Below are 14,278 nucleotides of genomic sequence, written 5' to 3'. Positions count from 1 at the left end.
CCGAAATCATCAGGTCGAGCTGGGGCGGTGGGCTCCGCGCGACTGCCTGCGGACGAGCGGGCGCGGAAGGATCCGCAGCGCCGTGACGATCGCCTTGTACTGGCGGCCCGGCACGGACACGACCTTGCCCCTGTCGACGTCGGCGAGGGCATCGCGGACGAGTCGGGGCGCGTCGAGCCACATGAACTCGGGCATCTTGGACATGTCGACGTCGGCGCGCTGGTGGAACTCGGTGTGGGTGAAGCCGGGGCAGAGCGCCGTCACCGTCACTCCGGTCCCGGCCAGCTCCGCCGCCAGCCCCTCGCTGAAGACGGTCGCGAACGACTTGCTGGCACTGTAGGGCCCGGCAGCCATGAACGCCGCCACGGACGACACGTTGACGATCGCGCCGCGACCCCGCACCCGCATGGCACTGCCCGCTGCGTGAGAAAGCACGAGCACTGCCCGAGTCAGGACGTCGAACACGGCCTCCTCGGCGGAGACGTCGTTGTCGAGGAAGCGCTTCTTGAGGGAGTAGCCGGCGTTGTTGACGAGGACGTCCACGGGCTTGTCGGTGGACGCGACCCGGTCGGCAACCTGCCCGAGCTGGTCTCGGGCGCTGAGGTCGGCACCGATCACCTCCACGTCCACCCCGTGAGCGGTGCGCAACTCCCCCGCGAAGGCCTCGAGGCGCGCGACGTCGCGCGCAACGAGCACGAGGTCGTCACCCCGGGCGGCGAGCTGGAGGGCGAACTCGCGGCCGATGCCGGCGGTGGCGCCGGTGACAAGTGCAGTGGTCATGGTCACGACCCCAAGCATGCCGCGAGGACCGGCTTCTCGGACCTGCCGCACTGGGGCGAACCCGCCGCCGAGGAGGCGCGGGCCATCGGCGCGACCTGCGGCGACATCCGCAAGAGCCATGTGAGCCCGCCCAAGCGTGCCGCCTTTCAGACCGTGCTCGACGCGGGTGTCAGCGACGTCGTCCGCCCGCACACGTCAGAACCGGGCACCTACACCTACTGGGACTACCAGCGCCTCGCCTTCCAGAAGCGGCGCGGCATGCGGATCGACTTCATCCTCGCGTCGGACCCTCTGGCACAGCGTGTGGGGGGCGCCCATCGACCGCGAGGAACGCAAGAGCAAGGGCGCGAGCGACCACGCTCCCGGCGATATCGAGGTGCAGAACGCGTGAGCCCGCTCGTCCTTTGGCATGGCCGGCAACCGGAGAAGGAACCCAATCTGGCCGTTTCTCATGCGTTAGGTAAAGAGATGGTAAGTTGGTCCCGCAAGAAGCAAAGATGCCGAGGCACTTGGCTCTTCGCAACGAGTGGACCAGCACTCCCCTTGCCCCAGCCCCAGCCCCAGCCCGTGGTCGGCCAGGCGGGCTCCGATGAGGCGCTGATGCCACATGCGGACCTGTCAGGTTCGGCCTCTGGCGCGAGGCACGGAGGAACACATGCGTTCACGAATCGGCGTCCCCCTCGTCATGGCTGCAGGTGCAGCTGTCCTGATGGCTGCCCCGGCGTTGGCCGCCGTGGGCACGTCACCGGCGTCGTCGTCCGATGTGGTCGGTCCGGTCCTGAGCTCGGTGGAGGCTGGAGGCCGCCTGTACATCGGGGGAACATTCACCAGGGTCGACACCACCAGCCACGCTGGGCTGGCGGCCGTCGACGCTTCCACCGGTGTACGCGACCCGGGGTTTCGCGCGGATGTCACCGGCGCGGTTCGCGCCCTAGCAACCGACGGGACGAACATCTTCATTGGTGGGTCGTTCAGCAGCGTGGGAGGTGTGTCGCGCACCAACTTGGCTGCCCTCACTCCCTCCGGTCAGCTGATCGGCACCTTCCAGCCGAAAGCGTCCTCCACCGTCGAGTCCTTGGACTACGTCAACGGGACCCTGTACGTCGGTGGTGCCTTCACCACCATCAACGGTGTCAACCGCAAGTACCTCGCCGCGCTGGATCCCATCAACGGGACGGTCAGCAGCACGTTCAACCCGCAGCCCAACGGCATCGTCCATGTGGTCAAGTCCAGCGGCAGCCAGATTTATGCGGGCGGCAAGTTCACGACGATCGGCGGAGCCGCGCGCAACTACGTGGCCCGGCTGGACGCCGCCGGAGTCGTGCAGCCTTACGACGCACGACTGGGATTGGACGCGCAGGTGTTCGACATCGCCCCCACGGACTCTGACGTCTACCTGGGCGCCGGCGGACACCTGCCGGTCGGCAACTCCGCCTATGCCACCGATGTGGTTACCGGTGCCCAGCGTTGGCAGGTGAAGGTCGACGGTGACGTGGAGTCGATCGAGCCTCAGGGTGGAGACGTCTACGTCGGCGGCCACTTCAACAACACGTGTTCCGCCAGCTCGACAACAACATGCCTGATCGATTTTGCCTCTCGTAAGGCAGTGGTCGTCGACGCCGGAACTGGTGCCCCACGTCCCTTCGCGAGCTTCAACTCGGCCGCCGGGATCCGGAGTTTTACGACGGCCGGAGGCAACCTCTACGCCTTGGGCGAGTTCACCAAGGTGAACGGCATGCCTCGTGCAGGCATCGCCCGCTTCCCCATCCAGTAGTCCGTGGATGCTGGCTACACGCCGGCCGACGGACCACGTGGCCCGCCAACCCGGACGTGTGCGCTGAGCCAGGATCGTGGGCTACTCCGTCAACTCGCGGATGAAGTCGTTGCTGGCCAGTCGCCGCCTCGCGGAACGCCGTCAGTCCGCAGTCACCTGTCGCCACGATCGTCCACGCCGACAGACAGGTCACTCAGGCGCAGACGCAGCGGTCAGCCACGCGGTCCTCCCGAGGTGTCCACGACCAACCCCATCGCACCGGCCACGGTCGGCCATGGAGTGAACTTGAAGTTGGTGCCACCCTCCGGCGCATTGTTGCCATCCTGGGTGACAAGCATGCCCTGCGAGTACTGGCCACCCAAGGACACGTTCATGACGTCGAGTCCATCTGTCTGCTCGACCGCGTCCGTGCTCGGCCCCGCCCCGATCGCGAAGGCTCCCAGGTAGTTCTGTCCGCTCCGGTCGAAGACTGTGAAGATCGACTTCTGCTGGTTGGAGATGATCAGGTACCCCGTTGCGTCGCGGGCATCCCGTCGGTACAGGCCGATCCCCTCGAGGTCCCCGGGCAGGTAGGGCTCGCCGTAGCTCGTGGATGTGGCGTCGACCCTGCACTTCTGGTTGACGACCGTGTAGGTCTGGCCGAAACGGGTCAACGGGTGCACGAGTTCCCGCGCCGTGAAGTCGGTGTTCATCTTCCAGAGGCCCACGATTTCCTGGTCGACCCAGAGCGTCCCCGTCGACGGATCCACCACCATCCCCTCGGCGTGTGCCTGCCAGTCCGGATGGGCCGGGTTGAAGCACGGCGTCCAGGAGCTACCGTTCGGCAAGGTGAAGCTGTTGGGAAGGCTGATCGAGGCCACCTTCTGGTAACCCACCTTGCCGCCCCCGGCGTCCGTGAGGACGAGCTTGGCGATGTTGGTGGTGTTCTCCTGCGTGACGAAGAGCTCGCCCCTGCCCGGCGACGGGCTCCACGCCGTGAGGCCGTACGTCGTCTTCGACCTGATCTTCTTCGTGCCGCCGAAGACGAGTGGCACCCCGGCAGCGGTCACCTCGGTCAGGGGCGCAGTCGCGCTGCCGTCGATGCGATACACGTGGATCTTGTCCGTACCCCGGTCACTCACCACGGCGAGGTCCTGCGGCGCACCAGCGACCTGGATGCCGTAGAGGACGTCCACGTTGTTGAAACGAATCGTGGTGGGAATGGAGATCGTCTGGACCAGCTGCCCGGTCGGACGAAAGACGTCGATGCCAGCCTGCTTCACCGTGGTGATGATGAGGCTCTGAGCAGGATCCGTCGGATGCACCCAGAACGACGGGTCGTCCGCGTCGTTGGTGCCGGACGGCTGGCGGTCCACCGTCTGCGTCGTGGCAAGCACCGTCGTGGTCGCCGCGAACGCCGGGGCGACACCCATGACGGTGACCATTCCCACGGCCAGGATGAGTCGTGCATGTCCTCGTCGCATATCTGATGCCTCCGTTGAACCGGTCCGGCACGAATACGTCCAGCGTCCCACCGCCAACGGGCCTTGTCCATCGTCTTCGCATCCACTGCACGACGGCGCAGCCACCCGACGGCGCATGCACTGGCGCTGCGTGCAGGCGGTGGGCGCACCTGGGCAGGACCTTCAGGACCAGGCATACCGGTGGGTAGGGTGAGGTGGTGCGCATCGCGACCTGGAACGTCAACTCCATCCGTTCACGCATCGACCGGGTCGAGGCGTGGCTGGAGCGCACGGACGTCGACGTCCTGGCGATCCAGGAGACGAAGTGCCGCGAGGACCAGTTCCCGTTCGATCGCTTCGAAGCCCTCGGGTATGCCGTGGCGCACCACGGTCTGAGCCAGTGGAACGGCGTCGCGATCGCCTCCCGCGTGGGTCTGGACGACGTGAGCCGCGGCTTCCCGGACGTGCCGCACTGGGGTGAGCCGGCTGTTGCGGAGGCGCGAGCGATCGGGGCCACGTGCAGCGGCATCCGCCTCTGGTCCCTCTACGTCCCCAACGGGCGCGCGCTCGAGGACCCGCACATGCACTACAAGCTTGCCTGGCTCGAGCAGCTGCGTGTCCAGACCGGCGCCTGGGCCGCCGAGGGCACACCGTTCGCGCTCATGGGCGACTGGAACATCGCGCCGCAGGACGAGGACGTGTGGTCGATGGACTACTACCTCGACAAGAGCCACGTCAGCCCGCCGGAGCGCGCCGCCTTCCAGGCCGTGCTCGACGCCGGGGTCAGCGACGTCGTCCGCCCGCACACGTCAGAACCGGGTACCTACACCTACTGGGACTACCAGCGCCTCGCCTTCCAGAAGCGACGCGGCATGCGGATCGACTTCATCCTTGCGAGCGACCCACTGGCACAACGGGTTCGGGGCGCGGCCATCGACCGCGAGGAACGCAAGGGCAAGGGCGCCAGCGACCACGCACCCGTCGTCATCGAAGTGGAGAATCCATGATCACCCCACAAAGTTCTACGTTCCTCCGTCTCTCCGATACTTTGCGAGGACCCCGATGAACACCCGCACCCTGTCGATCCCGGCAGCGAACGGCGGCAACCTCACGGCGACCGAGTTCCGCCCGTCGACCACGCCCGACCCGGACACCCCCACCCTGATCCTGGCCCACGGCTGGACCCTCACCCGCGCCAGCTGGGAGCTCGTCGTGGCAGAAGTCCAGTCGCACAGGGCTGTTCGCGTCATCACCTACGACCAGCGCGGCCACGGACGCTCCACCTGGGGTTCGGTCAGGTCACAGTCGATCAAGGGGCTCGCCGACGACCTCGCCACCGTCATCGCCGCCACTGCACCCACCGGACCGCTCGTCCTCGGCGGTCACTCGATGGGCGGAATGACGATCCTCGCGTATGCCGGTGCGCACAGTTCGGAGTTCCGTGACCGTGTGCGCGGGGTCGCCCTCGTCTCCACGACGGCCTCGATCGATGGTCGCCCGGAAGTCCGGGGTGAGGCTCTCGCCATGGCCCTCGCGGCGCGAGTTCCGTTGCTGCGCACTGGGATGTTCGTCCCTGGCAGGGTCCTGCGCGACCTCAACTTCGGCGAGAACCCCGACAGGGCCACTGTGCGCGACATGACCCGACTCATGGGCCAGACGTCCTTGGCGACGACGGGCCGCTACTTCGCCTCGATCCGCGACCACGACGAGACCGAGTCGCTGGCCGAGTTCGCGGACATGCCGACCCACGTCCTGGTCGGCACCAAGGACAAACTCACACCGGTGAGGTGGGCACGCAGCCTGCACGACGGCATACCCGGTTCGCAGTTGACGGTTTTGCCCGGCAAGGGGCACATGCTCATGCACGAGGCGACCGATGTCGTCGCCGACGCGATCATCGAGCTGGTCGACCAGTCCTGATCCGCCGACGCGGTAACGGTCAGACGAGCTTGGCGGGAAGGATCCGCTTCGACGACGCGGCGACGACGTCCTGGTAGCGCGCGCCACTGAACTTGGCGAACGTGTGCAGGGCGTGCGCGTCCAGGCCCACGAGCACGCGAGGGCGATTGCGCGTCACGCCGCGCAGGATGACCTTCGCGGCGCGGTCTGGACCCATCGTGGCGATCTTGTCGAAGAACTTCGCCGTCGCCTCCTTGTCCTCGCTTGCGCAGACGCGGGCGTTGCGGGCGATCTCGGTCTTGATGCCGCCCGGGTGGACCACCGTGACGCGGACGTTGTGCTTGCCGATGAGCATCTCCTGCCGCAATGACTCGCTGAAGCCCCGGACGGCGTACTTGGTGGCGTTGTAGGCGCTCTGCCCCGGGATCGAGAGCAGTCCGAAGAGCGAGGAGAGATTGACGATGTGGCCGTCACCGGACGCGATGAGGTGCGGCAGGAACTCCTTGGTCCCGTGCACGACGCCCCAGAAGTTGATGCCGACGATCCAGTCGAAGTCGGCGTACTCGATCTCCTCGAAGTTGCCGGCCACCGCGACGCCCGCGTTGTTGATGACGACGTTGACCCGGCCGAAGTGCTCCGCGACGGTGGCGGCGTAGTCGCGGAACGCCGCGCGGTCGGCGACGTCGAGCCGGGCGGTGTGCACGTCCGGCGCCCCTGCGCGGCGGGCGAGGTCCGCGGTCTCCGCCAGCCCTTCCTCGTTGATGTCGGAAAGTGCGAGGAGCGCTCCGTCGCGGGCTGTGGCGACCGCGAGTGAGCGGCCGATCCCGGATCCGGCTCCGGTGATGACGACGACCTTGTCGTGGAACGGCTGGTCCGAAGAAGAGGTGGTTCTCCGTCCGGAACGGACCTCGCGGAAGGGCGAAAGGAACTTCATGGGTCAGTACTCCTGAAACGGGTGGCGAACACCCGGAGGACACCGGGTGGGCGGCGTCATTGTAGGCCGGACGCCACGTCCAAGGTAGCCCTGACCGAGGGGTCGGCACTGTGACGTGGGACGCACCCCACAACCCCTTATGTTGGACAGGCTGTCCGTGCTACTTTCGGCCCACTATGACTGACACCACTCACTTCGAGGTCCTGATCATCGGGGCCGGCCTCTCCGGCATCGGCGCGGCGTGCCATCTCGTGCGCGAGGACGCCACGACGAACTTCGCGATCCTCGAGCGACGCGAGGCGATCGGCGGCACCTGGGACCTCTTCACCTACCCCGGGGTCCGGTCCGACTCGGACATGCTGACCTTCGGCTACGGCTTCCGCCCCTGGGTCGGCACCAAGGTGCTGGCCGACGGGCCGAGCATCAAGAGCTACGTCGAGCAGACCGCGGCCGAGTTCGGCGTGACCGACAGGATCCGGTTCGGTCGGCGCGTCACAAAGTTCTCGTGGTCCTCGCAGGACGACCTGTGGACCGTCGAGGCGACCGCGGCCGACCAGCGCGAGGTCTACACCTGCCGCTTCCTCGTCGGCGCGACCGGCTACTACAACTACGACCAGGGCTTCCGGCCGAAGTTCCCCGGCGAGGAGAGCTTCGGCGGACAGATCGTGCACCCACAGTTCTGGCCGGCCGATCTCGACCACACCGGCAAGAACGTCGTCATCATCGGGAGCGGTGCCACGGCGATCACGCTCGTCCCGTCGATGGCCAAGGACGCGGCCCACGTCACCATGCTCCAGCGCTCGCCGAGCTACGTGATGCCGGTGCCCGAGACCGACCCCGTCGCCTCGCCGCTGGCCAGGATCGGCGTGCCCGCGCGACTCATCCACCGCTTCGGTCACCGACGCAACGTGCTGCTGCAGCAGGGGCTCTACAAGTTCTGCCGCGCCAACCCCCGGCTCGCCCGCCGCGTCCTGCTCGGAGTGGCCCGACGACAGCTGCGCGGCAAGGTCGACATGGCTCACTTCACCCCGTCCTACAACCCCTGGGACGAGCGGCTGTGCGTCGTGCCCAACGGCGACCTCTTCAAGACCCTGCGCGACGGCGAGGCGTCGATCGTGACTGACCACATCGAGACCTTCACCGAGACCGGCATCCGCACGAAGTCGGGTGAGGAGATTCCCGCGGACCTCGTCGTATCGGCGACCGGCCTGCAGATCCAGCTCGCCGGTGGCGCGTCCATCGAGGTCGACGGGGAGCCGGTGGTCGTCCAGGACCGCCTGCTCTACAAGGGCGTGCTCATGGAGGGCGTGCCGAATGCGATGTTCGTCGTCGGCTACACCAACGCCTCGTGGACCCTCAAGGCCGACCTGGCCAGCGCCTACCTGTGCCGGCTGCTCAAGCACATGGCGTCGCAAGGGCACACCCGTGTCGTGCCCACTGCGACCGACGCCCCCCATGACGAGGCGTCGATCCTGGGCGACTCGATGCGATCGGGCTACATCCAGCGCGGCAACTCGGTGATGCCGCGCCAGGGCAAGGCCGCACCGTGGCGCATCTTCAACGACTACTACAAGGACACGCCGATGCTGCTCCGCCAGAGCATCACCGACGATGCGCTGCAGTTCAGCACGACGAGCAGCGCGACCACCAGCACCGCAACCACCAACGCCTCGGTCTCTGACGAGTCCGTGGCAGTTTGAGGAGGAAGAGATGAGCCAGCTGCAGACCTACGAAGAGAAGTTGCAGACCCTTTCCGAGGGCTCTGTGCGCGTCTCCTTCAACGCCTTCACCGACATCCGTTGGGACGACCCGGACTACGCAGTGATCCCGGACGACGCTCGTTGGGTCCTCCCCGCCGTCGACCCGATGGGTGGCCACGAGTGGTACCTCTCGCTGCCCCTCGACCGCCAGATCGAGATCGGCAAGGCCCGGATGGCCAACATCGCCAAGGTCGGCTGGCAGTTCGAGAACATCCTCATCAAGGGCGTCCTCGAGTACCTCGTGAACGCGCCGAACAACAGTGCCGAGTTCCGCTACCTCATGCACGAGGTGACGGAGGAGACCCACCACATCCAGATGTTCCAGGAGCTCGTGAACCGCACCGGCGCCGACGTGCTGGGCGCACCTCGCTGGTTCCGGGCCAGCCAGTCGATCCTGCCCGTCTTCGGGCGCCTGCTCCCGGAGGTGTTCTTCACCGGGATCCTCGCGGGCGAGGAGCCGATCGACCACCTGCAGAAGTCTTTCCTGCGCTCCGGTGTCGACGTGCACCCGGTCTTCCACCGGGTGATGCAGATCCACGTGGCCGAGGAAGCCCGCCACATCTCCTTCGCCCACGAGTTCCTGGCCCGCAAGGTGCCCACCCTTCCCAGGTGGCGCCGCCAGCTCCTCGCCGTCACGTACCCGATCATCATGCGAGTCCTCTGCGACGTCATCGCGCGCCCGTCACGCCAGTTCAACAAGCAGTTCGGGATCCCGCGCTCGGTGGCCAAGGAGGTCTACTGGCGAGCACCGGAGTCGCGCAAGCTGCTGCGGGACCTGTTCGCCGACGTCCGCGCGCTCGCCGTGGAGACGCGCCTGATGAACCCGGTCTCCAAGGCCTTCTGGCGGGCCATGCGGATCGACGGTCGGCCGTCGCGATTCCGCAGCGAGCCCGCGCCGAAATCTGCCTGAGCGCCCCGAGAACCAGAGAGTCCTGCCGTGCCCTATGTCGTGACGCAGTCCTGCTGCGCCGATGCCTCGTGCGTCGTCGCCTGCCCGGTCAACGCAATCCATCCCACGCCCGGCGAGCCCGGCTTCGCCGAGGCCGAGATGCTCTTCGTCGACCCCGCGACCTGCGTGGACTGTGGGGCCTGTGCCACGGCCTGCCCGGTGGATGCCGTGCTCCCGCACTCCAAGCTGGCTCCCAACCAGCTGCCGTTCATCGAGCTCAACGCGCTGCACTACAAGCAGAACCCCTACGCGGACCGCACTGCCATGGAGGTGATCCCGGCGCAACGGGACGTGGCCGTCGACGACCTGCGCGTGGCGGTCGTGGGCGCGGGACCTGCCGGTCTCTACGCCGCGGACGAGCTGCTCAAGCTCCCGGGCGTGCGGGTCGACGTGTTCGACCGGCTTCCGGTGCCCCACGGTCTGGCCCGCTACGGGGTGGCTCCTGACCACCAGCACACCAAGAAGATCATGGACCTCTTCAGCTCCATGGAGCAGGAGAAGGGTTTCCGATACCGACTCAACGTCACGGTCGGCAGTGACGTCTCCCACGAACAGCTGCGGACGGCATACCACGCAGTTGTGTATGCCGTGGGCGCAGCGAGCGATCGTCGGCTGGGTCTCGAGGGTGAGGACCTCTCAGGCAGTGGCTCCGCCACGGAGTTCGTGGCTTGGTACAACGGCCACCCCGACCAGGCAGGCGTCTCCTACCCCCTGGACAGTGAGCGTGCCGTCGTCATCGGGAACGGCAACGTCGCCCTGGACGTCGCGCGCATCCTCACCTCCGACCCGGAGGTGCTGGCCGGCACGGACATCGCAGACGGCGCGCTGGAAGCGTTGCGCGACAGCGCGATTCGCGAAGTCATCGTGCTCGGACGCCGAGGACCCGCGGAGGCGGCGTTCACCCTTCCCGAACTCGTCGGTCTCGCCGGGATCGAGGGCATCGACGTCGTCGTCGAGGGTGAGGTCGACCCGCTGGCCTCCTCGGTGCTGGGTGAGCTCGCCGGCCGGCCGCGTCGCGAGGGACTCCCCCGCGTCGTGCTGCGCTTCAACACCGCACCCGTGCGTCTCATCGGTGGGGACCGCGTCGAGGGGCTCGAGATCGCGACGACGGAGGTCGTGGACGGCCGTGCGGTTCCCACGGGACACACCGAGATCATCACCACCGGACTCGTGCTCCGCGCGATCGGATATCGCGCGACCCCGGTCAAGGACCTGCCGTTCGACGACGACCGCGCGGTCGTCCCTCACGACGGTGGCAGGGTCGCGCCCGGTGTCTACGTGACCGGCTGGATCAAGCGGGGCCCGACGGGGTTCCTTGGTTCCAACAAGACCTGCGCCCAGCAGACGGTGGTGGCTCTCCTGGACGATGCCGACGCCGGCCTCCTTGCGCCCCCCACCGGGACCCTGCCTCGACTTCCGGGTGAGGTGAGCACCGAGGGGTGGCGAGCCATCGATCGAGCCGAGCGCACAGCCGGCGCGCTCGCCGGTCGTCCACGCATCAAGCTCGTCGACCGCGAGGCCATGATCGATGCCACGCGTGAGCCCCAGCGCGCCCGCCGGATCCAGCGCTCACGCGTAGTGGCCCGCGCGGTCTGACGCGACGGCGTCGTGGGACCTCGCCTCGTTGACAACCAGGGCCGTCAAGGTCGAGGGCGGCTGGTAGGTCACGGGTCAGAAGGTCTGGACAACGGTGGCGCACTTCTCGGACTGGGCCATGCTCATCGCGCGCACCGCACCGGACGCACCCAAGCACCAGGGCATCACCTACTTCGTCCTCGACATGAGGTCGCCAGGGGTGACCGTCCGCCCATTGCGTGAGATGACCGGCTCGGCGCTGTTCAACGACGGTGACCTTCTTCGGTTCGCCGCCGGATCGCCGAGTTCGTCGTGGCCGAGCTGGGTCTGGCCGGAACCGTGAGGATCGCGGGTCAGCCGAGCGACAGGTCGATGGAGCAGCGGCTGGCAGGACGGGCCACGACGATCTGTGGCGGCACGACCGAGGTCCAGCTCAACGTCATCGAAACACAGGGCTGAGCAGTCCCCTCGACGCGTTCTGACGGGACACTCAGGGCGAGTCGAGGGGGGTCCCGATCTCTGCCTCGCCGGCGAGCGAGAAGTCCGGGTCGAGTTCGATCCCGAGGCGGGTGGCCGCTCCGGCCAGTGTTCCCCAGACCGTGTCACAGAGGAACTCGGTGAGGTCCTCGACCGAGGTCCGCAGCTCCGGCGGCCGCGACACCCAGCGGTTGACGGAGCCGTCCACCAACCCGACGATGCCGAACGCGACGTTCTCCGCGGTGCCGGCCGGCACGGCTCGGCGACCGAGCCGTGCGAGCTGAAGGTCGAGCAGGGCCGCGAGGTAGACCGCAATCGCGGTCCGGGTCCCGGCCACGATCTTGGCGCCCGGACTGGGGCTGACGGCGCCGACCCCGAGGAACTGGTGCAGTGCGGGATGTCGGCTCACCCAGCCGACATGGACGGCGATGGCGTCGGAGATCGCCTCGCGGATGGTCCCTTCGGGGTTGAGTGCCGGCTCGAGCTCGCTCATGAGGTCCTCAATGATCCGGACGCGGATCTGCTCGTCGAGGTCCTCACGGTTGCGAAAGAGGCGATAGACGACAGAGCGAGGGATGCCTGCCTCAGCCGCGATCTGGGCGACGGCGATCTCGCTGCCCCTGCGCTCGATGGCGTTGATCGCGGTGCGCAGCATGTTGTCCCGCCGCTGTGCGCGGTGGCCGTCCCAACGCGTGTGGCGTCCGTCCTCGCGCGTCGTCTCGTCCTGCGGCTCACCCCGGCTCATTGTCGACACCGTACCTGCCGCATCCCTTCCCTGACCTGAGGTGTCACGCGGCCCAGGACGTGGGACCCCCTGCCCACCTCAGCCGATGGCGAGGGTGTCGCCAGCGCCGTAGGTGTTGAGCAGCACATTGATCGCGCCGATCGCACCGTTGGGTCCGGTCCAGAACTGGGCACCTCGCGGGTCCAGGGCAACGACCGATCCGTCGCCGACCACGGTTGTCGCGGCACCGGGAGTCACGCGGAGCGCGGTGTTCTCGCCGACGCCCCAGGCGACCCGGCCCGGCTCCAGGGCGCCGAGATCATAGAGTTTGCCCCAGCGGTAGTCGACCGTGAGCGAGGGGACGAGCGAGCCTGTCACGAGGCCCAGTCCGCGCTGCCACGCACCGTCACCCGTGCGGAAGTTGGCGACGCTCTCTTCCTCGTAGTTCGTCGCGGTCGGGTCGGCCTTCGTCGAGAACCACGTGCCCAGGGCAGCCGTCAGGTGACGGTCGGCGAGGACGACGGGACTGGTGAGGACGGCCGAGCGCACGACACCCGCGAAGGTTGCGTCGCCCAGGGCCGTCGCCACGGCTGCGGGGGTCTCCCCCACGAGGACGACACCAGCGGCGCCAGCCGCAGACACCCGGGAGTTCTTGCCCTGCTCGACGACCTCGACCTTGCCCGACCAGCCGGCTGCCTTGAGCGCACTCGAATACGCGTTGATCGCCTTCATGTCCTTCGACGAGGCCGCGAGCACGACGATTCGCGCTTGCGCTCCCCCGGCCACCGCTGCCCTGGCGTCGGCGACGACCTGGCTCACGACGGTTGTCGAGCCACCACCGACGACGTCACCCCCGAGATAGACCTTGCCCGTCGCTCCGGGGACAGTCGGTCCGGCCGCTGCGGCCGGGGTCGGCGTCGCGACGGCGACTCCCGCTCGGGTCACCGTGCGCGTCGCGAGGTCGTATGCCGTCGGGCTGCCTGCGCTGTCGGGCGGCAGCAGGTGGGTGACGACGTTGCGGGTCGAGATCACCTTGCTGGGGCCGACCCAGGCGATCGGCGACGCCAGCGACTCGAGGTCGAGGACGGCGGTGGAAGAAGCGCCAAAGGTCTGAGTGAGAGTCGTGTCAGCGGTGTTGTGGATGCCGGTCGCGTAGTCGACCCCGACGCCGACCCTGCTCACTCCACCGAACTGGGCATCGGACGTGGCGAGGGTCGAGAGCAGACGACCGAAGCGCCCGCGCTGGTAGAAGTGCTGGTCGAAGATCGCCCGCTGCGAGCCGAAGGTCAGTCCACGCTCGCGGTCGGCGTCGTCGCCCCACCAGATGATCGAACTCCCCTGTCGCAGACCGTCAGCCGGTCCGAGGGCGCCGACGTAACCGTTGATCATGGTCTTTGACTCGACCGCCGCACCGGCGCTCGTGCCACCGACAGCTGCGCCGCGGGCGAAGGCTGCCGCCATCCTCGTCTCGGCGGGCGAGTCCGCGAGGATCGACATCGCCAACCCCTGGTCACCACCGAGGATGAAGAAACCGTCGGTCTGGTCGGTGATCATCGCCGAGTTGGCGGGGTCGTCGGCGTCGGCCCGGTTGAGCAGCGGCGCGAGGACCGCGGCACACCCGGTGAACGGGGCGGTGACGACGGCATCGCAGGCAGCATCGACCTCGTTGGTGCGCTGCTGCGCGAGGACGAGGTTCTCGGCCCGGTCGGCGGGAGCGTCGCCATAGGACGACGGCACGACGACGATGTCCACGGTGGGACCGGTTGCCCCGTTGGCGGCTGCCCGACCAAAGCCCTGCAAGGTCTCGAGGGTGTAGCCGCCCCCGATCGGGGTCATGGTCGTCGGGTCGGCAGCCCGGGCCGCACCTCCCCCGAGTCCGACGCCGCACACGGCAACAGTGGCGAGAGCAAGGACACGGGTGGCGCGAGGGCGCGAAGAGGCCATGGACCCAACCTAGGTCGGCC

The 14,278-nt window shown here is 67.9% G+C and carries 11 protein-coding genes and 2 pseudogenes; 8 read left to right on the top strand and 5 right to left on the bottom strand.

The genetic code is table 11. The features are described from left to right. Positions 1 to 9: 9 nt before the first annotated feature. Positions 10 to 780 (bottom strand): SDR family NAD(P)-dependent oxidoreductase, encoded by a 771-nt coding sequence (locus ACFQRE_RS04610; RefSeq protein ID WP_380119419.1) that lies wholly within the window; start codon positions 778 to 780, stop codon positions 10 to 12. Positions 781 to 894: 114 nt separating this feature from the next. Between ACFQRE_RS04610 and ACFQRE_RS04605 the strand changes: the two are divergent. Together ACFQRE_RS04605 and ACFQRE_RS04600 are read left to right on the top strand one after the other, a co-directional pair. After that, positions 895 to 1,171 (top strand): annotated as a pseudogene (locus ACFQRE_RS04605) (exodeoxyribonuclease III); the annotation flags it as partial. A gap of 264 nt (positions 1,172 to 1,435) precedes the next feature. After that, the gene (locus ACFQRE_RS04600) at positions 1,436 to 2,554 is read left to right on the top strand and encodes a hypothetical protein (RefSeq protein WP_380119417.1); all 1,119 of its coding nucleotides are present in this window, start codon (positions 1,436 to 1,438) and stop codon (positions 2,552 to 2,554) included. A 212-nt stretch (positions 2,555 to 2,766) separates the two neighbouring features. Here ACFQRE_RS04600 and ACFQRE_RS04595 read toward each other — a convergent pair whose 3' ends face one another. Then, on the bottom strand, positions 2,767 to 4,017 hold the full coding sequence (locus ACFQRE_RS04595; protein WP_380119415.1) for a phytase: 1,251 nt from the start codon (positions 4,015 to 4,017) through the stop codon (positions 2,767 to 2,769). Between the two features lie 197 nt (positions 4,018 to 4,214). Here ACFQRE_RS04595 and ACFQRE_RS04590 point away from each other — a divergent pair, with 197 nt between their 5' ends. Both ACFQRE_RS04590 and ACFQRE_RS04585 read left to right on the top strand, forming a co-directional pair. Then, positions 4,215 to 5,003 (top strand): exodeoxyribonuclease III, encoded by a 789-nt coding sequence (locus ACFQRE_RS04590; RefSeq protein WP_380119413.1) that lies wholly within the window; start codon positions 4,215 to 4,217, stop codon positions 5,001 to 5,003. A 55-nt stretch (positions 5,004 to 5,058) separates the two neighbouring features. Beyond that, the gene (locus ACFQRE_RS04585) at positions 5,059 to 5,916 is read left to right on the top strand and encodes an alpha/beta fold hydrolase (RefSeq protein WP_380119411.1); all 858 of its coding nucleotides are present in this window, start codon (positions 5,059 to 5,061) and stop codon (positions 5,914 to 5,916) included. A gap of 19 nt (positions 5,917 to 5,935) precedes the next feature. Here ACFQRE_RS04585 and ACFQRE_RS04580 read toward each other — a convergent pair whose 3' ends face one another. Continuing rightward, on the bottom strand, positions 5,936 to 6,829 hold the full coding sequence (locus tag ACFQRE_RS04580) for an SDR family NAD(P)-dependent oxidoreductase (protein WP_380119409.1): 894 nt from the start codon (positions 6,827 to 6,829) through the stop codon (positions 5,936 to 5,938). 176 nt (positions 6,830 to 7,005) lie between these two features. Here ACFQRE_RS04580 and ACFQRE_RS04575 point away from each other — a divergent pair, with 176 nt between their 5' ends. The 4 genes and pseudogenes from ACFQRE_RS04575 to ACFQRE_RS04560 all read left to right on the top strand — a co-directional run. Further along, positions 7,006 to 8,529, top strand: coding sequence for a flavin-containing monooxygenase (locus tag ACFQRE_RS04575; RefSeq protein WP_380119407.1), 1,524 nt, complete (start codon positions 7,006 to 7,008; stop codon positions 8,527 to 8,529). Between the two features lie 10 nt (positions 8,530 to 8,539). Further along, positions 8,540 to 9,499, top strand: a complete 960-nt coding sequence (locus ACFQRE_RS04570) for an AurF N-oxygenase family protein (protein ID WP_380119405.1) — start codon at positions 8,540 to 8,542, stop codon at positions 9,497 to 9,499. Positions 9,500 to 9,526: 27 nt separating this feature from the next. Beyond that, positions 9,527 to 11,134, top strand: coding sequence for an FAD-dependent oxidoreductase (locus ACFQRE_RS04565; protein ID WP_380119403.1), 1,608 nt, complete (start codon positions 9,527 to 9,529; stop codon positions 11,132 to 11,134). A 79-nt stretch (positions 11,135 to 11,213) separates the two neighbouring features. Further along, positions 11,214 to 11,456: pseudogene (locus ACFQRE_RS04560) on the top strand (acyl-CoA dehydrogenase family protein); the annotation flags it as partial. A 147-nt stretch (positions 11,457 to 11,603) separates the two neighbouring features. On the opposite strand, the gene ACFQRE_RS04555 reads toward ACFQRE_RS04560, so the two are convergent. Together ACFQRE_RS04555 and ACFQRE_RS04550 are read right to left on the bottom strand one after the other, a co-directional pair. Continuing rightward, positions 11,604 to 12,335, bottom strand: coding sequence for a TetR/AcrR family transcriptional regulator (locus ACFQRE_RS04555; protein WP_380119399.1), 732 nt, complete (start codon positions 12,333 to 12,335; stop codon positions 11,604 to 11,606). A 78-nt stretch (positions 12,336 to 12,413) separates the two neighbouring features. Then, entirely contained in the window at positions 12,414 to 14,258 is a 1,845-nt protein-coding gene (locus ACFQRE_RS04550; protein ID WP_380119397.1) for a hypothetical protein, read from the bottom strand. Between the last annotated feature and the right edge of the window lie 20 nt (positions 14,259 to 14,278).

This window comes from Knoellia pratensis, from assembly GCF_042666395.1.
In the GTDB taxonomy this organism is placed as follows: domain Bacteria; phylum Actinomycetota; class Actinomycetes; order Actinomycetales; family Dermatophilaceae; genus Knoellia; species Knoellia pratensis.
The sequence above is the reverse complement of the archived record's forward strand: the minus strand, read 5'-3'. Positions and strand labels throughout refer to the sequence as shown.